This is a genomic window from Mycolicibacterium rhodesiae, from assembly GCF_002086695.1.
Taxonomy (GTDB): Bacteria; Actinomycetota; Actinomycetes; order Mycobacteriales; family Mycobacteriaceae; genus Mycobacterium; species Mycobacterium rhodesiae.
This window is the reverse complement of record NZ_MVIH01000024.1, coordinates 11,962-33,511: the sequence shown is the minus strand read 5'-3', so window position 1 is coordinate 33,511 and position 21,550 is coordinate 11,962. Positions and strand designations below refer to the sequence as shown.

Genomic DNA, 21,550 nt, shown 5'->3' with positions numbered 1-21,550 from the left:
CGTGGATGCTTGTTCGGCAGCTCGGGCAGGTCAGGGTTGATCACGGCGTGTCAGTCATCAGGCTGTTGCTCTTTCAGTTGAGGTACTCGGTGTAGTCCGAATACGGGCACTGACCGGGCTCACACGCATCACACGGGCCTGCCCAATCGGCGGGGGTGAACTGGTTACCCGGGTCGGGATCGGCAGGGTTCTCGCCGTCGTCGAACTGCGACGGGTCGAACATCTCGCGGAGCTGGCGTAGCGCGTCCTCGACGGCGGTCATGCGACCGACCCCCACGCGCTCCACTCACACGCTTGAATGATCGGGAGTTCGACCGTGTCGCCTCCTTCGTACACGTGGCCTTCGTGGAGGACTCGCCAGCCCGGTAGCACGGTCACCGTGGCGGTCATGTCGGCAGCCCACTGACGAGCATGATTGCCGGCGGACGGGTCACACAAAGAACGAGTCTTTCCTCGCACACGGTGCGCAGTATGTTGTGTACGAGGTCATCCCCGCTATAGCCGATCCGCATGGACAGGGGTTCGCGCACTGCGACGTAACCGAATTCGGAAGTGTCGATCAGCAGCCCGTACCCAGCTGGCTGCTGCGTGGTCTGGAGGACCGGTATTCCCCACAGCTCGTTAGCTTCCCCAGTCGTGGGATCGGGCTGCACCAGGAACCGACCGTACAAATCTTTTGTGCGTCTGACCGCTGACCACGTTTCAGGGTTAAGCACCAGAAGGTCCGGGACTGCCAGGGCAGGGCCGGTTCGCATTCGGGCGATAGCGATCTCGATGCTGTCCAAACTGGTGACGGCGGTACCGGTGTCGCCGGCGGCGTCGTGGGTCAAGATGCCCGGGGTCGACATGAAGCCGTTCATGCCCGAGGGGCCAGCTCCGACAGTGGTTCCGGTGAACTCGGCGCCGGCGTTGCCCTGGATCAACTCCTCATTTTCGACGTCGATGAGCTGTCGGTAAAGCTCCGTCCCGCAGTAGGACTGGAAGGCCGGCCAATCGTTGATGATCTCCCACGACAACCCGTTGTGAGCGGCGAGCTTGACCGCGGTCGCGGTCAGGGAATCGACGTTGAAAATAACTTCGGGTTTGAGTCCGCCTTCGGCCGTGGCAGCTGGCGCACCAGTTGTACTGACGTGCCTGATGAAAGTGACGCTCGGAGTTTCGATGGCATATCCCGGCAGCCGGTCCAGCAGGCGTGACTCGTGGATCGCGCTCACCGGGTACGGAAAGAGTTGGCTGGGTAGCAGCGGGTCGGCGGTGGAGAAGTCACGCGACTCGATCCGCGCACCCTCCCCACGCTGCGCCGCCACCTGTAACCGGCGGAGCTCTTGATCCGGGAATGCGAGGGGCGACAGCTGGCCGGCCGTGGTCAGGGAGCGGCCGGCGCCGGCACGGCCGGGCTGACCGAACTGCGGAATGCTGCCCGCACGCTCCACCTCGGCCTCTTGCTCCTTGATGCGCTGATCAAGTTGACGCAATTCGCCCAAGATGGCTTTCTCGCGGGGCAGCATGTTCTCGCGGCCATCACGTTTGGCGCGCTCAAGATGTTGGTCCAACAGGTCGCGCAGTTCGATTCGGCGGTCACGCAGCATTGACAACTGGCCGACGATGGCGCTGGGTCCGGACATGGTGTTCCTTATCGGGGATCATTGAACGAGACCCGGCGAAACCCCGGGCCGATTATGAAATTCGGCTGTCCCCGATTGGACAGAGACCCGACGCCGGTAGCCGCTGACCCCGGTGCGTCGAACGTCGTGTTTCACGGTAGGGCAGGTGTGAGCGGCGTGTCCATAGGCAGCGCGCTGTGAATTGGGTTGCGCTGGAATCTATTTCAACAGCGCGCTGTGAATTAGTTCTCTTTGAGCCAGTCGAGTTCCGTTTGGGCGTTGTCGACGGTTGTGGTGGACGCGGTCGACCACGGCGGTGGTGGGTTGTCCAGGGGGGCAGCCGGATCGAGGGAGCGGTCCAAGGCCCAGAGGATGGCCGCCTGTGCGGCGTCGTATGCCGCTAGAGCCGCTTCCCGGCCTCTGGCTATCTCGGCGGCTGTGAACGTGCGCCGCCGGAAATTCTGGGGGCCAAATGGTTCATTCATCGGTGCTCGGTCCTGGTCGTCGGCGGCAACGCGAACCGAAACGACGACTGTCGACAACCGCGAACGGCAGGTCGGTGGGCGCGGCGGCGCGGGCTGCGGCCTCGGTCGCGAAGTATTCGACTCCGGCTAGGCTGCCGGCGTCGGTGTACCGGATGAGCGCCCACGGCGCGGCAGGCGGTTCGGGTTCATGGCGTTGTGGATTTGGCTTTCCTGGCCAACGGTGTTCGTTTGGTTGGCCGTTTTCGAGGTGCACGGTCAGGCCCCGTCGTCGAGTTCGGCCAATCGTTCCCGGATGACAGATGCCCGCTGTTGCGCAAGGTCGGTGCCGGCGTCTACTATCTGCCAGCCCAGCGCAACTGCTGTTTCCAGCGCCGCCAAAAAGTCCCGCAACGTGGCATCAGTCATCCGGGTTCCCCTCCACTGGTCTGCCTGTCGCAGACGACGCGGACCCTGGCCTGCCAATGCGCCGGTAGCGAGCCGGTTCCCTCGTGCGACTGGAACGCGTCACCCGTCGGGCACGGTGCGTTCAGCTGGCTTGGATCCATCAACCAGTAAGTCGAATTGCCGGCGGCATCGACCACCGAACCGGCCCAGTGGTCCCAGTCGCCGTATTCGCAAAGGCAGATCAGGCCAGCCCAATCCACCAGCAAGGGCGGCATCTCGTCGTCAGTCATCGTGGCGCGCCTTTCCGTCGTAGCGCATCAATCCGGGGTTCTGCTCATCACGGGGCAGCTTGTCGAGTTGGCACTGGTAATGCGCTGGGATGCCGGAGCGCGTCACCTGACGAGCTGCGCACACTTCGCGGCACACGATGCACGTGACCGCGTCAGGGTGGACCTGAGGGCCGTTCATGACGCCGCCTGCGCCGGTGGCTGCCAATCGGTGGTAGGCACCGGCCCGTAAATTTTCATCCCGCTGCCGCTCTTGCGGGATTTGTTCGCGGTGGCAACTGCAAGCCCAGAGTCCACTGCGAAAGTCAGGGCGTGGTAAGCGGGGCCGTTGCGGATCGTTTCGTCGGGGTGTGTCCGCAGCGCTCGTTCGATGTCATCGAAAGTCATCTCCCGGTGGTGGTACGTGCGGAGGACGTGAACAACAGCGGCCACGAGCGGCGGCAGTTCCGCTTTTGGGGTATCAACGACGACGAAGTCGGCGTTGGGGGCTTCTTCAGGTTCTTCACTCAGTTCTACAGAAGAAGAAGAATGTGCAGATTCATACAGGTGGGTGTGCAGATTCGCAACGGCCCCTTGCAGATTCGCACATTGCAGGTCGGCCACCTGTTGCGAATCTGCACATTGCTGGTTAGGACTGTTGCGATTCTGCACATTGCTGGTCAGAGGGGGGTGTGCAGATTCGCACATTGCAGCGCGGTACGCCTTGGTTTGATCCCCGCCTGAAGCGCCCGGAGTGCGGCACTCTAAAGCGCCGGCCTCTTCTAGGCGCGACATGATTCGACCGACGGTGTAGCGGGTGAGACCGCCTAGGACATAACCGATTTCACGATGTGTGACTTGCCAAAACATCTGCCCGGCTATCAGTAGGCGCCCGTTATGTTCGCCCGGAAGGCCCGTCACGTAGCGGATCAATGCCAGCACGCACGCGGCATCGGCACCGTGGACCCCAATGTCGGCGGGTATCACCTTGAGGAACGGGGGCGGCTTCATCCCGGCCGCCCGCGTCCGGTAATGGCAAGTGTTACAGTGGATGTCAGTTCGTTGGTTTGTTGAGGTGCCGTCCCGTCGCCACGGGGCGGCCCTTTTTTGGCGTTGGCCACGTCAAGACGCCCGCCCTGTGGTCGATGCCTCGGTCAGCCGGGCAACGTAGGCGTGCAGCGATTCGTTGACGATGTACGAACGTGAGCCAATCTTGACCAACGTCAGTTCGCCGTTTCTGACCAGCTGATACAGCATTGTCTTGCCGCAGCCGAGGGCTTCCCACGCCTCGCGGACGGGTGATAGCAGGCGCCCGGCGGGGCGGATATCGGAGACAGGTTGGGCCATAACGGGCCTCTTCCAGTGAAATTGGGGACACGCCAGTGGACGGGGGACTGTTGCCCGAACCCCCGCATTTCTGCGGTTAGAACCAATTTCACGGGGCGCGCAGGGTTCTGCGTGCTGCCTTACGTTGTATCACAGCATTTCCGTGGACGTATTCGTTCGTCCGTGTGCGTATGTTGCTCTTGACGTCCCTCTTACCTGGGGCGGAAACTGCGGCCATGGCGAAAGCACGGCAGCAGTTGCCGCCGCAGATCAAGAAAATCGAAATCGTGGATCGTAAGACAGCGAAAGTTGTTGTCCGCTATCAGGTCACTGTCGATGCTGGCATAAATCCCGATACTGGCAGGCGGCAACAGGTGCGCCGTCGATACAACAGCGAGAAGGCGGCACGCGATGCTCTCGGCGAAATCACCGACCAAGCAACCAAGGGGATGTTCGTCCCGCGTAAAGCCGTCACCGTCGAGCAGCTATGCACCAACTGGTTGGCGTCGCTGCACAATACCCGCGCCACGACCTCTCTCGGCTACGAGTATCTGCTGGCCCCGCTGCGCGAGTCATACGGCGATGTCGCGGTGCAAAGGTTGACCCGCGCCGACCTCGACACACTGCTGATCGCGCTACGTGACGGCGGCACCAAAACCGCCAAGGGCGCGACCCGCCGCCCATGGTCAGCCCGCTCGGTGAATAAAGCCGTTGATGCGTGGCGGGCTGTGCTGGCCTACGGCGTCGAGTCCCGCGAAGTCGCCTACAACGTCGCCGAGTCCATGAAAAAGGTTCCCCGGGTCCGCAAAGAGATGGACACCTACACCCCGGCGGAGATCGGCGCGGTGCTGCGCGCCGCTGATAGGGACCGCTCCGGACACCTGTGGTATCTCGCGTTGAGCGGTCTCAGGCGCTCGGAGATAGCGGGCCTGCAATGGTCGGACGTCGACCTCACCGAAGGCACCCTGAGCGTGAAACGGGGCCGTGTGCAGGCCGGTGCCGGAACCGTGGTGGAGAACGAGCCCAAGACGAAGTCGTCGAAACGGACGTTGCCGCTCGATGAGGGATTAGTGGCGGTGCTCAAGCGCGCGTCGGCGCGCTACGCCGAGGAGAAACTGGCTCTCGGTGCTGCCCACGCCGACAGCGGGTACGTCGCGGTCAACGAGGCCGGGAACCCGTACACGCCTGACACCCTGAGTCGGATGTGGCACAAGAACACCAAGACAGCCAAGGTGCGTCCGATCCGGTTGCACGATGCCCGCCATTCCTGCGGCACCGCGATGCACCTCCGAGGTGTGCCGCTGGCCGTGATCGCTAAGTGGCTGGGCCATGCCGACGCTGAGACCACTGCCCGCATTTACGCGCACTCGCAGGACGCTGAGCTGAGAGCCGCCGGGGTGACGCTCGGTGCAGTCGTCACGGCCAGCCACTAGAGATGAATGTTGGCGACTCAGTGACCCATGCGCTCCGCGAGTGGGGACGATCAGAGTGGGACGCTGCGATGCTCCACGCATGCAATGCCGTCGACGGGACCGGCAAGAAGCGTTACCCAAACCGGCGGGTCGGGGCACGTTTTAAGCGGACCATCCGCGACTCCATCGACATCTTCGGCGCGGTCGCCCTTACCGGACTTAACGTCCCACTATTGCGCTTCCCGGTCGCGGTGAAATCGGACCTTCCTGACAAACGTCCCGACGTGGCAGACGTGATCTACGGTATCCACCGCTGCACCCACGGTCACGGAGACGAACTTCCAGAAGGCTTCGAACTAACGCCGATCCAAGACGGCGGCGACGCAGTGAATATTCGGCTGACGCTTGATGGCAAGCTGCAACTCCCGACCTCGGTCGTCATGGGCCTGCTGGCTGTCGCGATCTTCGCGCCGGAAAACAACGACCAGGTCATCGGGGGCGGCGGCAATTATGGACTCACCCTTGTGTGGCAGCGGTTGATGGTGAACGACTGGTGGGGTCGAGGAGACGATTTCCGCGAACTCGTCAGACTTGACCAAGCGCCCAGCGGGTTCACTGTCGACTTCGGGCGGTTTTGGAACGACTGGAAACCTGTTTGATTCGAGTTGTGACAACGTCGTGACAGGGAGCCATTCCGTCTTGGCGAACGAAAAGGCCCGATCTGCGGACTTGCAGGTCGGGCCTCGTTTCGATGGTGCCCCCGGCAGGATTCGAACCTGCGGCCTTCTGCTCCGGAGGCAGACGCTCTATCCCCTGAGCTACGGGGGCGCACGCACAGCTGCGCCAATGGGCTCCGACAGCCTAACTCATCTGAGTGACTGCTCCTGCCCGCCGGATCCATCCCCGGGTCGCTGCGCTCCTGCCCGCCGGATCCATCCCCGGGTCGCTGCGCTCCTGCCCGCCGGGGGCCGAGATATGGATTCGGGCGCTGACCACGTCAGACCATAGGATGGACCCTCGTGACACCCGCCGACCTCGCCGAGCTGCTCAAGAACACCGCCGCCGCGGTGCTCGCCGAGCATGACCTGGACATCGCCGCCCTGCCAGCGACAGTGACCGTCGAGCGTCCACGCAACCCTGAGCACGGTGATTACGCGACCAACCTGGCGCTGCAGCTGGCCAAAAAGGTCGGCGCCAACCCTCGTGAGCTGGCCGGCTGGCTGGCCGCGGCGTTGGCTGAGGCGGACGGCATCTCCGCCGCCGAGGTCGCCGGGCCCGGCTTCGTGAATCTGCGCATCGAGGCCTCCGCGCAGGGTGTGATCGTGAGCAACGTGCTCGCCGCGGGCGCGAGCTACGGCAATTCCACCGCGCTCGACGGCACCAACATCAACCTCGAGTTCGTCTCGGCCAACCCGACCGGCCCGATTCACATCGGCGGCACCCGCTGGGCCGCCGTCGGTGACGCCCTCGGTCGGCTGCTGAGCACCCAGGGTGCCGCGGTCACCCGGGAGTACTACTTCAACGACCACGGCGCACAGATCGACCGGTTCACCAACTCCCTGATCGCCGCGGCGAACGGCGAGCCCGCGCCCGAAGACGGCTACGCCGGCGACTACATCAAGGACATCGCCGACCAGGTGCTGACGAAGGCCCCCGACGCGCTGAGCCAGACCGGCGACGAGCAGAAGGAGACTTTCCGCTCCATCGGCGTGGACCTGATGTTCAACCACATCAAGGAATCGCTGCACGAGTTCGGCACCGACTTCGACGTCTACACCCACGAAGACTCGATGCACACCAGTGGGCGAGTCGATCAGGCCATCGCCAAGCTGCGCCAGACCGGCAACATTTACGAGAAGGACGGCGCAACGTGGTTGCGCACAACGGAATTCGGTGACGACAAGGACCGGGTTGTCATCAAGAGCGACGGTCAGCCTGCGTACATCGCCGGCGACCTGGCCTACTACCTGGACAAGCGTCAGCGCGGATTCGACCTGTGCATCTACATGCTGGGCGCCGACCACCACGGCTACATCGCCCGGCTCAAGGCCGCCGCGGCCGCCCTCGGTGACGACCCCGACACCGTCGAGGTACTGATCGGACAGATGGTCAACCTGGTTCGCGACGGACAGCCGGTCCGGATGAGCAAGCGCGCCGGAACCGTCATCACCCTCGACGATCTCGTCGAGGCCATCGGCGTGGACGCGGCCCGCTACTCGCTGACCCGGTCCTCGGTGGACACCCCGATCGACATCGACTTGCAGCTGTGGTCGTCGGCGTCCAGCGAAAACCCGGTCTATTACGTGCAATACGCGCACGCACGGCTGTCGGCTCTGGCCCGCAACGCCGCCGATCTGGGGTTGGCTCCCGACACCGCGCACCTGGAACTGCTCACCCACGACAAAGAGGGCGCGCTGATCCGCAACCTCGGCGAGTTCAGTCGGGTGCTCACGGCAGGCGCCTCACTGCGCGAGCCGCACCGGGTGTGCCGCTACCTCGAAGACCTGGCCGGCGACTATCACCGCTTCTACGACTCGTGCCGGGTGCTGCCCATGGGCGACGAAGAGCCCGGCGATCTGCATCGTGCGCGGTTGGCTCTGTGTGCGGCCACCCGGCAGGTGATCGCCAACGGTCTGAACATCCTCGGCGTGTCGGCACCGGAGCGGATGTGAACGCTCACCCCGCGGGTCCACGCCATGCCGACGAGATCCATCACGGTGGCGCGCCGCAGCAACCGCAGACCGCCGCAGACGCATTGTCACTCGCGCCGAATGTGTGGCCGCGCAACCTTGTTCGTGGTGACGACGGCGAGGTATCGATCGCGGGCATGTCGGTGACCGACCTGGCGGCCGAATACGGAACGCCGCTGTTCGTCATCGACGAGGACGATTTCCGCGCCCGGTGCCGCGAGATCGCCTCGGCGTTCGGCGGCGGCCACAACGTGCACTATGCGGGTAAAGCGTTCCTGTGCAGCGAGATTGCCCGCTGGGTGGACCAGGAAGGTCTCTCGCTGGACGTCGCCAGCGGCGGGGAACTCGCCGTTGCACTGCACGCCGGGTTCCCGGCCGAGCGAATTGCCTTCCACGGCAACAACAAATCGGTCCAAGAGCTCACGACCGCCGTCAAGGTGGGTGTCGGACACATCGTGCTGGACTCGATCACCGAAATCGAACGCCTCGACACGATCGCCGGCGAGGCCGGTGTGGTGCAGGACGTGTTGCTCCGGGTCACCGTCGGCGTCGAGGCGCACACTCACGAGTTCATCGCGACCGCCCACGAGGACCAGAAGTTCGGCCTGTCGCTGGCCAGCGGTGCGGCCATGGATGCGGTCCGCCGGGTGTTCGCCGCCGATCACCTGCGCCTGGTCGGACTGCACAGTCACATCGGCTCGCAGATATTCGACGTGGCGGGTTTCGAGCTTGCTGCCCACCGGGTGATAGGTCTGCTGCGCGACGTGGTCGCCGAGTTCGGGGTCGACAAGACCGCGCAGATGGCCGTTGTCGATCTCGGTGGGGGATTGGGCATTTCCTATCTGCCCCAAGATGATCCGCCGCCGATCGAGGATCTGGCCGGAAAGCTCGACGCGATCGTGCGCAGTGAGTCGGCAGCTGTCGGGCTGCCCGCGCCCCGTCTGGTCGTCGAGCCCGGACGGGCGATTGCAGGGCCGGGCACGGTGACGCTGTATGAGGTCGGCACCGTCAAAGACGTCGCGATCGGCTCGGGCGCCTCGCGCTGCTACGTCAGTGTCGACGGCGGGATGAGCGACAACATCCGGCCGGCGCTCTACGGTGCAGAGTACGACGTGCGGTTGGTATCCCGAGTGTCCGACTCCGCGCCGACGCTGGCCCGGATTGTCGGAAAGCATTGCGAGAGCGGCGATATCGTCGTCCGAGACGCCTGGGTGCCCGAGGACGTCACACCCGGTGACCTGCTGGCGGTAGCGGCGACGGGCGCCTACTGCTATTCGATGTCCAGTCGATACAACCTGATCGGTCGCCCCGCAGTGGTGGCCGTGCGCGACGGGCGGGCTCGCCTGATCCTGCGCCGGGAGACTGTCGACGATCTGCTGAGTTTGGAAGTGAGGTAGGAACCGATGACGGAAAAAGCAATAGGCGTAGCGGTATTGGGCCTGGGTAACGTCGGCAGCGAGGTTGCCCGGATCATCGAGGAGAGCGCGCCGGACCTGGCGGCCCGCATCGGCGCACCGCTGGAGCTGCGTGGCGTGGCGGTGCGCCGGGTCGCCGCTGACCGCGGTCTGCCGGTGGAGTTGCTCACCGACAACGTCGAGGAGCTGGTCTCCCGCGAGGACGTGGACCTCGTCGTCGAGGTGATGGGCCCCGTCGAACCCGCGCGCAAGGCCATCCTGACCGCGCTCGAGGGGGGCAAGTCGGTGGTCACCGCCAACAAGGCGCTGCTGGCCCAGTCCACCGGTGAGCTGGCCCAGGCCGCCGAACGGGCGCATGTCGATTTGTATTTCGAGGCCGCTGTGGCCGGCGCCATCCCGGTGATCCGGCCGCTGACCCAGTCGCTGGCCGGTGACACCGTGCTGCGGGTGGCGGGCATCGTCAACGGCACCACGAACTACATCTTGTCCGAAATGTCGTCCACCGGCGCTGATTACAGTTCAGCGCTGGCCGATGCGAGCGCTCTGGGATATGCCGAGGCCGATCCGACAGCCGATGTCGAGGGCTACGACGCGGCGGCCAAGGCCGCGATCCTGGCATCGATCGCGTTCCATACCCGGGTGACCGCCGACGACGTCTACCGCGAGGGCATCACCAAGATCACCCCGGAAGACTTCGAGTCGGCCAAAGCCCTGGGCTGCACCATCAAACTGCTGTCGATCTGCGAGCGCGTCACCGGAAGCGATGGACAGCAACGGGTTTCAGCCCGGGTATACCCGGCGCTGGTCCCGCTGAGTCACCCGCTGGCCAACGTCAACGGGGCCTTCAACGCTGTCGTCGTCGAGGCCGAGGCTGCCGGCCGGTTGATGTTCTACGGCCAGGGCGCCGGCGGCGCGCCGACGGCCTCGGCTGTGATGGGCGATCTGGTGATGGCAGCCCGCAACCGGGTGCAAGGTGGCCGCGGTCCGCGCGAATCCAAGTACGCGCAGCTGCCGATCGCGCCGATGGGCATGATCGAGACCCGGTACTACGTCAGCATGACCGTCACCGACCGACCCGGCGTGTTGGCCTCGGTCGCAGCCGAATTCGCCAAGCGTGACGTCAGCATCGCCGAGGTGCGCCAGGAGAGCATGGCCGACGAGGGCGCCCGCATCGTCGTGGTGACCCACCGGGCCACTGACGCGGCGCTGTCGGAAACCGTCGCCGCACTTGCCGATCACGACGCTGTTCAGGAAGTCAACAGCGTGCTGCGTCTGGAGGGAACTAGCGAATGAGCTCCATCAAGGCATCTCCCGTACACACCCCGTGGCGCGGACTGATCGAGGCCTACCGGGACCGGCTGCCGGTTGGCGCGGACTGGACCCCGGTCACCCTTCTCGAGGGTGGCACCCCACTCCTCAGCGCACCCCGGCTCTCTGAAAGAACCGGCTGCACAGTCCATTTGAAGGTCGAGGGCCTCAACCCCACCGGCTCCTTCAAGGACCGCGGTATGACCATGGCGGTCACCGACGCCGTCGCCCGCGGCCAGCAGGCCGTGCTCTGCGCCTCGACCGGCAACACCTCTGCGTCGGCGGCTGCCTACGCCGCGCGGGCAGGCATCACCTGTGCGGTGCTGATCCCGCAGGGCAAGATCGCGATGGGCAAGCTGGCGCAGGCGGTCATGCACGGCGCCAAGATCATTCAGATCGACGGCAACTTCGACGACTGCCTGGAGCTGGCCCGCAAGCTGACCAACGATTACCCGACCATCGCGCTGGTCAACAGTGTGAACCCGGTGCGGATCGAGGGCCAGAAGACCGCGGCATTCGAAATCGTCGACGCGCTGGGCATTGCGCCGGACGTGCACTCGCTGCCGGTCGGCAACGCAGGCAATATCACTGCGTACTGGAAGGGCTACCGCGAATACCACCGCGACGGCCTGTCCGAGCGGCTGCCCCGCATGCTCGGCACGCAGGCTGCCGGCGCGGCGCCGCTGGTGTCGGGGCAGCCGGTCACCAACCCCGAGACCATCGCCACCGCGATCCGCATCGGTTCGCCGGCGTCCTGGGACGGGGCGGTGACGGCCCAGCAGGAGTCCGGCGGCCGGTTCCTGGCGGCCACCGATGACGAGATCCTCGCGGCATATCACCTGGTCGCCGAGCTGGAGGGCGTGTTCGTCGAGCCGGCGTCGGCCGCCAGCATCGCCGGCCTGCTGAAATCGGTCGAGGACGGCTGGGTCAAGCCCAATTCCTCGGTGGTGTGCACCGTGACCGGCAACGGTCTGAAGGATCCGGACACCGCGCTGCGCGACATGCCGGAAGTCAAACCGTTGCCGGTGGATCCGGGCGCCGTCGTCGCCGAGCTTGGCCTGGTCTGAGAGACGCACCCCGGTGACCGTGAAACTGCCTGCCGGCCTGACCTCCCACGCGACCGTGGCGGCGTCCAGCGCCAACCTCGGCCCGGGCTTCGACAGTCTTGGCCTGGCGCTTGGGCTTTACGACGAGATCGTGGTCGAGACCACCGATGCCGGGCTGATCATCGAGGTGGAGGGCGAAGGCGCTGGGCAGGTGCCGCAGACCGCCGAGCACCTGGTGGTCCGGGCTCTGCACCGGGGCCTGACGGCCGGTGGTGCGGGAGTCCCGGGACTGCTTGTGCGCTGCCGCAACGCGATTCCGCACTCCCGCGGTCTCGGCTCGTCCGCTGCGGCCGTCGTCGGAGGGCTGGCAGCGGCGAATGGCCTTCTGGCACAAGCGGATCTGGAACCGTTGACCGATGCGCAACTGATCCAACTGTCCTCGGAATTCGAGGGTCATCCCGACAACGCGGCGGCCGCGGTACTTGGTGGGGCAGTGGTGTCGTGGACCGACACCCGGACAACGCCCCCGACGTACGCGGCGGTCCCGCTGCGGCTGCATCCCGACATCCGCGTGTTCCCCGCAATTCCGCAGGTGAAGTCGTCGACCGCCGAGACCCGGGTACTGCTTCCTGACCACGTCAGCCACGTCGACGCTCGGTTCAACCTCAGCCGCGCGGCATTGCTGGTGGTCGCGCTCACGCAGCGCCCGGACTTGCTGATGGTCGCCACCGAGGACGTCCTGCACCAGCCGCAACGAGGCCCGGCCATGCCCGCCTCGGCGGAATACCTGCAGATGCTCCGGCGTTGTGGAGTCTCAGCGGTGCTTTCCGGTGCTGGTCCGGCCGTTCTGGCCCTTACGACCAGCGCAGAACTGCCGGCGGAGGCCGTCGAGTTCGGCACCGCGACGGGATTCACCGTCAGCGAGATGAGCGTCGGCGAAGCAGTTCGCTGGAGCTCAGGCGTCGCCGTCCGCGGTTGAGTTGCGCACACGCCGGTGGCGATTTCTTGCTTTCCGGCGGTAAAGGGGGATATCCTCGGTGCCGTCCCGGCAATCGCAGCGACTGTTCCTGCGCCGACACTAGGACGACCACCAATTTCTCTTGTGTTCAACTCATGGACTGACGGTTCGCCATATCTCCATGGCCGCGAATCCCGGCGATCACCGTTGACACACAGACGATGGTGAGACTTCGCATTCAGCGAATCGGCTGAATGCCAGAACCCCTCGCCCCGATGAACGGCGGGGGAAAGAAAGGAAATCCGTGACCGATACGGACCTGATCACGGCTGCAGAACGCGCCCCCCAGACGGAGGCGCCCGCCGTGACCGCAGAATCCCCCTCGGCGCCTGATTCTCGGCCGGACACCTCCTCGCAGGCCGCCCCCAGTGGGGACGCCGGCCCGAGCGGCTCGCTCTCCACGATGGTTTTGCCCGAACTTCGTGCCCTGGCCAGCCGCGTTGGTGTCAAGGGAACCTCCGGAATGCGCAAGAGCGATCTCATCGCCGCCATCAAGGAGCACCAGAACGGCGGCAACGGGACCGCCCCGCGCAGTGCCGACACCGCCGAGAAGGCGCCTGCCGCGCAGCCCGCCGAGGCCCGCGACAACGCCGCGAACACCGCCGACACCGCCACCGCCGACACCAATGGCGGCGAGCCGCGTCGCCGTGAGCGGCGGACCGCCACCCGTGAGGCGGGCGCCACCGGATCCGACGCCGGAGAGCAGCCGAAGTCGCAGGACAATCGGCCCGAGCAGGGCGAGAAGCAGTCCGAGAACAAGGCCGACACCCGCGACTCGGGTGCCCAGGGCGCCAACCAGTCCGGCGGCCAGCAGAACCAGAACCGCGGTGACAACCAGAACCGCGGCGACAACCAAAGCAATCAGAACCGTGGTGACAATCAGAACCGCGGCGACAACCAGAACAACCAAAACCGCGGCAACAACCAAAGCAACCAGAACCGCGACAACGACGGCGACGATGACGACCGCCAGGGCCGTCGCGGCCGCCGGTTCCGTGACCGTCGCCGCCGCGGTGAGCGGCAGGGCGGCGAGGGCGGTGGCGGCAACGACACCGAACTGCGCGAAGACGACGTCGTCCAGCCGGTTGCCGGCATCCTCGACGTGCTGGACAACTATGCGTTCGTCCGCACCTCGGGCTACCTGGCCGGTCCCAACGACGTCTACGTCTCGATGAACATGGTCCGCAAGAACGGCCTGCGGCGCGGCGATGCCGTCACCGGTGCGGTCCGGGTGGCCAAAGAGGGTGAGCAGAACAACCAGCGGCAGAAGTTCAACCCGCTGGTCCGCCTGGACAGCGTCAACGGCGGCCCGGTCGAGGCGGCCAAGAACCGGCCCGACTTCACCAAGATGACGCCGCTGTACCCGAACCAGCGACTGCGCCTTGAGACCACGAGCGACCGACTGACCACCCGCGTCATCGACCTGATCATGCCGATCGGCAAGGGTCAGCGGGCCCTGATCGTGTCGCCGCCCAAGGCCGGTAAGACCACGATCATGCAGGACATCGCGAACGCGATCACCCGCAACAACCCCGAGTGCCACTTGATGGTGGTGCTGGTCGACGAGCGTCCCGAAGAAGTCACCGACATGCAGCGTTCGGTCAAGGGTGAGGTCATCGCCTCGACCTTCGACCGCCCGCCGTCAGACCACACCCAGGCCGCCGAGCTGGCCATCGAGCGGGCCAAGCGCCTGGTCGAGCAGGGTAAGGACGTTGTCGTCCTGCTGGACTCGATCACCCGCCTCGGCCGCGCTTACAACAACGCCTCGCCGGCGTCCGGCCGCATCCTGTCCGGTGGTGTGGACTCGACCGCGCTCTATCCGCCGAAGCGGTTCCTGGGCGCGGCCCGCAACATTGAGCACGGTGGCTCGCTGACGATCATCGCGACGGCCATGGTGGAGACCGGTTCGACCGGTGACACCGTGATCTTCGAAGAGTTCAAGGGCACCGGCAACGCCGAGCTCAAGCTCGACCGCAAGATCGCCGAGCGCCGGGTGTTCCCCGCGGTCGACGTCAACCCGTCGGGCACCCGTAAGGACGAGCTGCTGCTGAGCCCTGACGAGTTCGCGATCGTGCACAAGTTGCGGCGCGTGTTGTCCGGGTTGGACTCGCATCAGGCGATCGACCTGTTGATGAGCCAGCTGCGCAAGACCAAGAACAACTACGAGTTCCTGGTTCAGGTGTCCAAGAACACCCCCGGCGGGCCCACCGGCAACGGCGATCTGGACTAGTCCGAAACTTCGGCGCGCCAACCGGTGCTGTGCCCCGGTTTTCGCGCCGAACTAGCTCTGTTTCAGCGCGTCCATGCCGGGCGCCAGCAGACCGTCGAGTGCCGACCAGGGCACTGTGATCGTCGGTGTGCCGTGGAAGAACTGGTAATCGGCGAAGTGGATCTCCAACCCCGCCGGCGTTGGGATCCAGTTCGCAAAGTTCGCCTCTACAGGCGCGTTGCCCGGTTCGTCGGGCATCGGGGTCGGCCCAACTCCGCTGACTGCGGGCAATAACGCTTTCGTCTGTTCGGAGAGCTTGTCCAATCCCGCTTGCTTGTCGGTGAACAAGTCTCCCAACGTGATCGGCTTGGCGCTGCGCGCGTCGATCACCACGGTGCTGACGAAGCTGCTCGGATGCGCCGACGGCGTATGGACGTACAGGCCGCTGATCAGTTCCGACACCGATGCGCCGCCGAAGTAGATCTGCGGCTGGGTCTCGAACGTCCAGGTGCCGTCCGGATCGGCGTCGCGTTTGACCGGTTCCAGCTGTCCGGCCGCGGAGGCGTGCACCGCGCTGTTGAAGGCGCCGGCCACCCGCGGATCGCCACCGGTGATGGTGTCGACGACCAGTGTCCATCGGCCCTTGCCGTCGGTGGTGGCATCCCCGGCGGTGGACCGGGTGACCGAGTATGTCTGCTTATTGGCCACGCCCTTGGTGGGCGCCTCGGTCGTGGGCGAGGCTGTCGCGGATCCCGACGAGCTGACGGCCGCTGTGGTGGCCGTCGTCTTGGCCGACGTGCTTGTCGAACCCCCGCATGCGGTGAGACCGACGGCCAAGACTGCAACCAAGACCGCCCCCCGGCGGCTGCGTGTGCCCATGTCCGACATTGTGTCAGGAGGTTGGTCGGTGCGGCGCATAGATCATGATTACGCTTGGCGCACAATGCTTTTCGGCAGTGTCTACTCTGCTGCGGGTGCCGTACGAAGTCCTGGCAGCACGTAGCGGCGCATGAAGCGCAGCACCGCGGCGTGGTCGTCGGGGTCGATCGTCTCCCCGGGAACTGTGCCCAGGGTGATCTGCACCCGGGCCACCCACTCGGCTGCCTCGTCGAGGTCGGTCTCGGCGTGGATCTCGCCGCCGTCGCGTGCCGCCTCCAGGTATGGCCGCCAGAACCGGCCGAGATCGGGCACCAGGCCCTGCACGCCGGCGCCTGCGCACGCCGCGAACTCCTCGGGTTCGTCGCGTCGCAGCTGCATCACGAGCGCGCCGGGGGAGTCGTAGGCGCTGCGGCCGAGCCGGACCCCGACGGCCAATCGATCTTCGAAGGTGTCGAGTCCGTCGAGCACTTGGTGCGATTCGGCCCAGAACGCATTGTTGAGGCGCACGATCGCCGCACCCAGCAGCGAGGCTTTGTCGGGGTAGTGCCGGTAGAGCCAGCCTCGGGAGACCCCCGCGGCCTCGGCCACCTCCGAGACCGTGGTTGCCCGGATGCCCTTGGCCCGCAAGCAGGATTCCGCGGCGTCCACCAGCCGCTCCTGCACGGACTTCTGTCGGCTGTCGGCGCCGGCGCTGGCAGTCACCTTGGTGGCCCTCCTTGTCTCGACCCGACAGTCCCGATCCGGACATCCTGTCAAACGGCACGCGGCAGCCGTCCCGCACACCGGTAGACAGATTTGGCATTCTGTTTACCCTGCGCTTCTATTGTGACCTAAGGCACCCTGGAAAGCCGGGGGATGCCGAAGTTGGCCCGAGAGGGGAGATCCGTGGCCGAGACCGTCCAGCAGCTGCTTCGTCAGCGCGTCGACGACACCACCCCGGCGGTGAAGTTCGGCGAGCAGGTGTGGACCTGGCGCGAACACCTCGACGAGGCGGCGCGCCAGGCGGCGGGCCTTATCGCGATCGCTGACGCGGAGCGGCCGCTGCACGTCGGGACGCTGCTGGGCAATACCCCGGCGATGCTGACCGCCATGGCGGCGGCCGGCCTCGGCGGCTATGTGCTGTGCGGAGTGAACAACACCCGCCGTGGCTCCGCGCTGGCCCGGGACATCCTCAAGGCCGACTGCCAGATCCTGCTCACCGACTCGTCGCACCGCGAACTGGTAGACGGTCTGGAGCTGCCGGGCGTGCGGGTGTTCGACGTCGATTCCGACGAGTGGTCGGCGCTGCTGGCCGGCGCCGGGGAGCTGACACCGCACCGGGAAGTCGCCGCGACCGACACGTTCATGCTGATCTTCACCTCCGGCACCAGCGGCGAACCCAAGGCGGTGCAGGTCGCGCACATGATGGTGCCGTTCGCCGGCGTCGCACTGGCCGACCGGTTCGGGATCACCGCCGACGACGTCTGCTACCTGTCGATGCCGCTGTTCCACTCCAACGCGCTGATGGCCGGCTGGGCGGTGGCGCTCAACGCCGGCGCGGCGATGGCCCCGGCCGCGTTCTCGGCGTCCGGTCTGCTCGCCGATCTGCGCCGATACGGCGCCACCTACATGAACTACGTCGGCAAGCCGTTGGCTTATGTATTGGCGACGCCGGAGCAGCCCGACGACCACGACAATCCGCTGCGGGTCGCCTTCGGCAACGAGGCCACCGACCGCGACATCGCCGAATTCGGCCGCCGGTTCGGGTGTGCGGTGTGGGACGGGTTCGGCTCCACCGAGGGTGCGGTCATCATCACCCGCGAGGACGACTGCCCGCCCGGTTCGGTCGGGCGGGGCTTCCCCGGCGTCGCCATCTACGACCCCGAGACCCGGCAGGAATGCGCGACGGCGGTCTTCGACGAGACCGGCGCGCTGGCCAATGCCGACGAGGCAGTGGGGGAGATCGTCAACACCACCGGCGGGGGCATGTTCGGCGGCTACTACAACGACGGCAACGCCACCGACGAACGCCTGCGCCACGGAATGTACTGGTCCGGTGATCTCGGCTACCGCGACGCCGACGGCTGGATCTACCTGGCCGGCCGGACCGCCGACTGGATGCGCGTAGACGGTGAGAACATGGCGGCTGCGCCCATCGAGCGGATCATCCTGCGGTTGCCCCAGGTCAGCCAGGTCGCGGTGTACCCGGTGCCCGACGAGCATGTGGGAGATCAGGTGATGGCGGCGATCGTGCTCGCCGACCATGCCGAACTGACCCCCGCCGAGCTCGAGGAGTTCCTGGCCCAGCAGTCGGACCTGTCGCCCAAGTCGTGGCCCCGGTACGTCTGGATCGCCGACGAACTGCCGGCCACCGCCACCAACAAGGTGCTCAAACGCGAGCTGATCACCCAGGGGACCAAGCCGCAGAAGGGTGTGCTCTGGACCCGCGCTGCGCGGTCGAGGAGCTACGAAATCGCCTGAGGAATAGGCCGAGACGACCGCGCGTTTGGGCTGGTGACGGTCCACCTGGCATACTGGATCGTCGACCACCTCAGGTACCGGTTCACGCTCGAATTGCCAGGAAACACTCGGGCGACCCGGCGACCATCGAATGCAGAGGACACCATGAAAACTGGGATTCATCCCGCTTACGCCGAGACCACCGTGGTCTGCGGTTGTGGCAATTCGTTCACCACTCGCAGCACCAAGGACGGCGGACACATCACCGTCGAGGTGTGCTCGCAGTGCCACCCGTTCTACACCGGCAAGCAGAAGATCCTCGACAGCGGCGGCCGCGTCGCCCGCTTCGAGAAGCGCTACGGCAAGCGCAAGGCCGGCGAGACTGCCGACAAGTAGCTGTTTTACCGACGCCCGCTCTGCTGCCATGCGCGCAGGCCGGGCGTCGGTTTGCGTTCGGGGCCGGTTGACGACAGGAGGAAGCGATCATGACGCACGCGACTGTTGAAGCTGTGCTGACCGAGCACGCCGACCTCGAACGTCAGATGTCCGATCCGGCACTGCACGCCGACGCAGGAAATGCCCGGCGGGTGGGCCGGCGCTTCGCACAGCTGGCGCCGATCGTCACCACCTACCGCAGGCTGGAGACCGCCCGCGGCGATCTCGACGCTGCCCGCGAGCTGGCCGCCGAAGACGCCTCTTTCGCCGCCGAGGTGCCCGAGCTCGAGGCCAGGGTCGCCGAGCTCGACGCCCACCTGACCGACCTGCTGGCGCCGCGGGATCCGCACGACGCCGACGACATCGTCCTCGAGGTGAAATCCGGTGAAGGTGGCGAGGAGTCGGCGCTGTTCGCCGCCGACCTGGCGCGCATGTACATCCGCTACGCCGAGCGGCACGGCTGGACGGTCACGATGCTCGACGAGACGTGGTCGGACCTCGGTGGCTACAAGGACGCGACGCTGTCGATCCGCAGCAAGGGCGACTCGGCAGACGGTGTGTGGTCGCGGATGAAGTTCGAGGGCGGCGTGCACCGGGTGCAGCGGGTGCCGGTCACCGAATCGCAGGGCCGAGTTCACACGTCCGCGGCCGGTGTTCTGGTCTACCCCGAGCCCGAAGACGTCGAAGCCGTCCAGATCGACGAAAACGACCTCCGGATCGATGTGTACCGCAGCTCGGGTAAGGGCGGCCAGGGCGTCAACACCACCGACTCGGCGGTCCGCATCACGCACCTGCCCACCGGCATCGTCGTCACCTGCCAGAACGAACGCTCGCAGCTGCAGAACAAGGCCCGCGCGATGGTGGTGCTGGCTGCCCGCCTGCAAGCCCTGGCCGAGGAGCAGGCGTCGGCCGACGCGTCGGCCGACCGGGCCAGCCAGATCCGCACGGTCGACCGCAGCGAGCGGATCCGCACCTACAACTTTCCCGAGAACCGCATCGCCGATCACCGGATCAACTTCAAGGCGCACAACCTCGATCAGGTGCTCGACGGCGATCTCGACCCGCTGCTGGATGCTCTGGCCGAGGCGGACAAGCAGACCCGGCTTCAGCAGGCATGAGCCGAAGCCTGCGGCAGGCCATCGATGTGGCCACCGCTGCGCTCGCCCGCGCGGGCATCGACTCGGCACGCATCGACGCTGAGCTGCTGGCCGCCCATCTGGCCGGCACCGACCGTGGCCGGCTGGCCACCATCGACGAGCCCGACGCCGACTTCTTCCGCCGCTATGACGAGATCATCGACGCCCGGCGCACCCGCATCCCGGTGCAACACCTGACCGGCTCGGCGCCGTTCGGCCCGCTGGATCTGACGGTCGGCCCCGGGGTGTTCATCCCGCGCCCGGAGACCGAGGCACTGCTGGAATGGGCTCTGGCGCAACGCATGCCCGAGCATCCGGTAATCGTCGACCTGTGCACCGGATCCGGTGCACTGGCGATCGCGCTGGCCACTGCGCGGCCGCAGGCGCGGGTGATCGCCGTCGACGACGACCCCACCGCGCTGGGCTACGCACGGCGCAACGCCGAATCGACCGCCGTCGAAGTCGTGCGGGCTGACGTGACCGTCGCAGGGCTGCTCCCAGAGTTGCGCGGTAGCGTCGACCTCGTGGTGTCCAACCCGCCGTACATCCCGCTCGGGGCGCAGCTGGAACCCGAAGTGGCCGACCACGACCCGGCGCACGCGCTGTTCGGCGGCGACGACGGTATGGCCGTGATCGGGCCGATGGCGCGCCTGGCCGGCGGCTGGCTCAAGCCCGGCGGGTTCTTCGCCGTCGAGCACGACGACACCACCTCGCAGCTCACCGTCGAAACCATCAGCGCCACAGAGCTTTTCACTGACATCACCCCCCGCCATGATCTGGCCGGCCGGCCGCGGTTCGTGACGGCGTGCAGGACGGCGTGCAACCCAAAGGAGCCAGCGTGACCCAGGTGTTCGACTGTGCCGACCCCAACCAGCGCTCCGAAGCGATCGCCGCCGCGGCGGCGGCGGTCAAGAGCAGCCGGCTGGTCGTGATGCCCACCGACACGGTGTACGGCATCGGGGCGGACGCTTTCGACAACGGAGCCGTCGCGGCGCTTCTGGCCGCCAAGGGCCGGGGTCGTGACATGCCGGTCGGCCTCCTGGTCGGCTCGTGGCACACCATCGAAGGCCTGGTGTATTCGGTACCGCACAGTGCGCGCGAACTGATCCGGGCGTTCTGGCCGGGCGCGCTGAGCCTGGTTGTGCAGCAGGCGCCGTCGCTGCAGTGGGACCTCGGCGACGCCCGCGGCACCGTGATGTTGCGGATGCCGCTGCATCCGGTCGCGATCGAACTGCTGCGCGAGACCGGCCCGATGGCGGTCTCCAGCGCGAACCTGTCCGGCCGTCCGGCGGCGACGACCTCGGAGGAGGCGCAGCGCCAGCTCGGCGATCTGGTTCAGGTGTACCTCGACGCCGGGCCGTCGCAGGAGCAGGCAGCTTCGACGATCGTCGACCTCACCGGGTCCACCCCGCGGCTGCTGCGCGAGGGACCGATAAGCGCGGCCGCCATCGCCGAGGTGCTCGGCACCGACGTCGCCTCGTTGACCGCCTGAACCGTC

At 66.3% G+C, this 21,550-nt stretch carries 22 protein-coding genes and 1 tRNA gene; 13 read left to right on the top strand and 10 right to left on the bottom strand.

All coding sequences use genetic code 11. The annotated features are described in order from the left end of the window. Positions 1-73: 73 nt before the first annotated feature. From BST42_RS27030 to BST42_RS27000, 7 genes are all read right to left on the bottom strand, one after another. Positions 74-262 (bottom strand): hypothetical protein, encoded by a 189-nt coding sequence (locus BST42_RS27030; RefSeq protein ID WP_133057521.1) that lies wholly within the window; start codon positions 260-262, stop codon positions 74-76. A gap of 124 nt (positions 263-386) precedes the next feature. Next, a complete protein-coding gene (locus tag BST42_RS27025) occupies positions 387-1,625 on the bottom strand; it encodes a phage major capsid protein (protein ID WP_083122792.1) in 1,239 nt (412 codons plus the stop codon). A 221-nt stretch (positions 1,626-1,846) separates the two neighbouring features. Further along, positions 1,847-2,089 (bottom strand): hypothetical protein, encoded by a 243-nt coding sequence (locus tag BST42_RS27020; protein ID WP_133057520.1) that lies wholly within the window; start codon positions 2,087-2,089, stop codon positions 1,847-1,849. A 255-nt stretch (positions 2,090-2,344) separates the two neighbouring features. Further along, complete coding sequence (locus tag BST42_RS29745; protein ID WP_165760938.1) at positions 2,345-2,494, bottom strand: hypothetical protein; 150 nt, start codon at positions 2,492-2,494, stop codon at positions 2,345-2,347. Beyond that, positions 2,491-2,763, bottom strand: coding sequence for a hypothetical protein (locus tag BST42_RS27015; protein ID WP_083122790.1), 273 nt, complete (start codon positions 2,761-2,763; stop codon positions 2,491-2,493). Before BST42_RS27015 ends, BST42_RS29745 begins: the two co-directional genes overlap by 4 nt. 174 nt (positions 2,764-2,937) lie before the next feature. Further along, the gene (locus tag BST42_RS29445) at positions 2,938-3,750 is read right to left on the bottom strand and encodes a helix-turn-helix domain-containing protein (protein WP_133057519.1); all 813 of its coding nucleotides are present in this window, start codon (positions 3,748-3,750) and stop codon (positions 2,938-2,940) included. Between the two features lie 111 nt (positions 3,751-3,861). Next, on the bottom strand, positions 3,862-4,086 hold the full coding sequence (locus BST42_RS27000) for an excisionase family DNA-binding protein (RefSeq protein WP_083122787.1): 225 nt from the start codon (positions 4,084-4,086) through the stop codon (positions 3,862-3,864). 353 nt (positions 4,087-4,439) lie between these two features. On the opposite strand from BST42_RS27000, the gene BST42_RS26995 reads away from it, so the two are divergent. Continuing rightward, complete coding sequence (locus BST42_RS26995) at positions 4,440-5,498, top strand: tyrosine-type recombinase/integrase (protein WP_237159607.1); 1,059 nt, start codon at positions 4,440-4,442, stop codon at positions 5,496-5,498. A gap of 2 nt (positions 5,499-5,500) precedes the next feature. Next, positions 5,501-6,136 (top strand): Rv1289 family protein, encoded by a 636-nt coding sequence (locus BST42_RS26990; RefSeq protein ID WP_083122785.1) that lies wholly within the window; start codon positions 5,501-5,503, stop codon positions 6,134-6,136. A gap of 93 nt (positions 6,137-6,229) precedes the next feature. Here the strand turns inward: BST42_RS26990 and BST42_RS26985 are convergent. After that, positions 6,230-6,305, bottom strand: a tRNA-Arg gene (locus BST42_RS26985). Between the two features lie 191 nt (positions 6,306-6,496). Here BST42_RS26985 and argS point away from each other — a divergent pair. The 6 genes from argS to rho all read left to right on the top strand — a co-directional run bounded on the left by argS (position 6,497) and on the right by rho (position 15,184). After that, positions 6,497-8,149 carry an arginine--tRNA ligase gene (gene argS / locus BST42_RS26980; RefSeq protein ID WP_083122784.1) on the top strand — a complete coding sequence of 551 codons (1,653 nt, stop codon included), beginning with the start codon at positions 6,497-6,499 and terminating at the stop codon, positions 8,147-8,149. Next, positions 8,146-9,564, top strand: a complete 1,419-nt coding sequence (gene lysA / locus BST42_RS26975; RefSeq protein ID WP_083122783.1) for a diaminopimelate decarboxylase — start codon at positions 8,146-8,148, stop codon at positions 9,562-9,564. The genes argS and lysA overlap by 4 nt, the downstream gene beginning before the upstream one ends. 6 nt (positions 9,565-9,570) lie before the next feature. Continuing rightward, the gene (locus tag BST42_RS26970; protein WP_083122782.1) at positions 9,571-10,875 is read left to right on the top strand and encodes a homoserine dehydrogenase; all 1,305 of its coding nucleotides are present in this window, start codon (positions 9,571-9,573) and stop codon (positions 10,873-10,875) included. Then, a complete protein-coding gene (thrC, locus tag BST42_RS26965) occupies positions 10,872-11,957 on the top strand; it encodes a threonine synthase (protein WP_083122781.1) in 1,086 nt (361 codons plus the stop codon). The genes BST42_RS26970 and thrC overlap by 4 nt, the downstream gene beginning before the upstream one ends. Positions 11,958-11,970: 13 nt before the next feature. Further along, positions 11,971-12,915: a homoserine kinase gene (gene thrB, locus BST42_RS26960; protein WP_083122780.1), complete on the top strand. Its 945-nt coding sequence runs from the start codon at positions 11,971-11,973 to the stop codon at positions 12,913-12,915. Positions 12,916-13,198: 283 nt separating this feature from the next. Beyond that, a complete protein-coding gene (rho, locus tag BST42_RS26955; protein ID WP_083122779.1) occupies positions 13,199-15,184 on the top strand; it encodes a transcription termination factor Rho in 1,986 nt (661 codons plus the stop codon). Between the two features lie 51 nt (positions 15,185-15,235). On the opposite strand, the gene BST42_RS30200 is transcribed toward rho, so the two are convergent. Both BST42_RS30200 and BST42_RS26945 read right to left on the bottom strand, forming a co-directional pair. Further along, a complete protein-coding gene (locus BST42_RS30200; RefSeq protein WP_083122778.1) occupies positions 15,236-16,042 on the bottom strand; it encodes an RsiV family protein in 807 nt (268 codons plus the stop codon). Between the two features lie 81 nt (positions 16,043-16,123). After that, positions 16,124-16,744: a TetR/AcrR family transcriptional regulator gene (locus tag BST42_RS26945; RefSeq protein ID WP_083122777.1), complete on the bottom strand. Its 621-nt coding sequence runs from the start codon at positions 16,742-16,744 to the stop codon at positions 16,124-16,126. Positions 16,745-16,927: 183 nt separating this feature from the next. Here BST42_RS26945 and fadD1 point away from each other — a divergent pair, with 183 nt between their 5' ends. From fadD1 to BST42_RS26920, 5 genes are all read left to right on the top strand, one after another. Further along, positions 16,928-18,502, top strand: coding sequence for a fatty-acid--CoA ligase FadD1 (fadD1, locus tag BST42_RS26940; protein ID WP_083122776.1), 1,575 nt, complete (start codon positions 16,928-16,930; stop codon positions 18,500-18,502). A gap of 144 nt (positions 18,503-18,646) precedes the next feature. Then, positions 18,647-18,877 (top strand): 50S ribosomal protein L31, encoded by a 231-nt coding sequence (gene rpmE, locus BST42_RS26935; protein ID WP_036343974.1) that lies wholly within the window; start codon positions 18,647-18,649, stop codon positions 18,875-18,877. Between the two features lie 89 nt (positions 18,878-18,966). Continuing rightward, positions 18,967-20,034 carry a peptide chain release factor 1 gene (gene prfA, locus BST42_RS26930; protein ID WP_083122775.1) on the top strand — a complete coding sequence of 356 codons (1,068 nt, stop codon included), beginning with the start codon at positions 18,967-18,969 and terminating at the stop codon, positions 20,032-20,034. After that, the gene (gene prmC, locus BST42_RS26925; RefSeq protein WP_083122774.1) at positions 20,031-20,894 is read left to right on the top strand and encodes a peptide chain release factor N(5)-glutamine methyltransferase; all 864 of its coding nucleotides are present in this window, start codon (positions 20,031-20,033) and stop codon (positions 20,892-20,894) included. Before prfA ends, prmC begins: the two co-directional genes overlap by 4 nt. After that, complete coding sequence (locus tag BST42_RS26920) at positions 20,891-21,544, top strand: L-threonylcarbamoyladenylate synthase (RefSeq protein WP_083122802.1); 654 nt, start codon at positions 20,891-20,893, stop codon at positions 21,542-21,544. Before prmC ends, BST42_RS26920 begins: the two co-directional genes overlap by 4 nt. Positions 21,545-21,550 lie beyond the last annotated feature (6 nt).

Bases quoted from the DNA above. Each gene is read 5' to 3' on its own strand.
- BST42_RS27030 (WP_133057521.1), bottom strand. From the start codon at position 262: ATGACCGCCGTCGAGGACGCGCTACGCCAGCTCCGCGAGATGTTCGAC.
- BST42_RS27025 (WP_083122792.1), bottom strand. From the start codon at position 1,625: ATGTCCGGACCCAGCGCCATCGTCGGCCAGTTGTCAATGCTGCGTGAC.
- BST42_RS27020 (WP_133057520.1), bottom strand. From the start codon at position 2,089: ATGAATGAACCATTTGGCCCCCAGAATTTCCGGCGGCGCACGTTCACA.
- BST42_RS29745 (WP_165760938.1), bottom strand. From the start codon at position 2,494: ATGACTGATGCCACGTTGCGGGACTTTTTGGCGGCGCTGGAAACAGCA.
- BST42_RS27015 (WP_083122790.1), bottom strand. From the start codon at position 2,763: ATGACTGACGACGAGATGCCGCCCTTGCTGGTGGATTGGGCTGGCCTG.
- BST42_RS29445 (WP_133057519.1), bottom strand. From the start codon at position 3,750: ATGAAGCCGCCCCCGTTCCTCAAGGTGATACCCGCCGACATTGGGGTC.
- BST42_RS27000 (WP_083122787.1), bottom strand. From the start codon at position 4,086: ATGGCCCAACCTGTCTCCGATATCCGCCCCGCCGGGCGCCTGCTATCA.
- BST42_RS26990 (WP_083122785.1), top strand. From the start codon at position 5,501: ATGAATGTTGGCGACTCAGTGACCCATGCGCTCCGCGAGTGGGGACGA.
- BST42_RS26970 (WP_083122782.1), top strand. From the start codon at position 9,571: ATGACGGAAAAAGCAATAGGCGTAGCGGTATTGGGCCTGGGTAACGTC.
- thrC (WP_083122781.1), top strand. From the start codon at position 10,872: ATGAGCTCCATCAAGGCATCTCCCGTACACACCCCGTGGCGCGGACTG.
- BST42_RS30200 (WP_083122778.1), bottom strand. From the start codon at position 16,042: ATGGGCACACGCAGCCGCCGGGGGGCGGTCTTGGTTGCAGTCTTGGCC.
- rpmE (WP_036343974.1), top strand. From the start codon at position 18,647: ATGAAAACTGGGATTCATCCCGCTTACGCCGAGACCACCGTGGTCTGC.
- prfA (WP_083122775.1), top strand. From the start codon at position 18,967: ATGACGCACGCGACTGTTGAAGCTGTGCTGACCGAGCACGCCGACCTC.
- prmC (WP_083122774.1), top strand. From the start codon at position 20,031: ATGAGCCGAAGCCTGCGGCAGGCCATCGATGTGGCCACCGCTGCGCTC.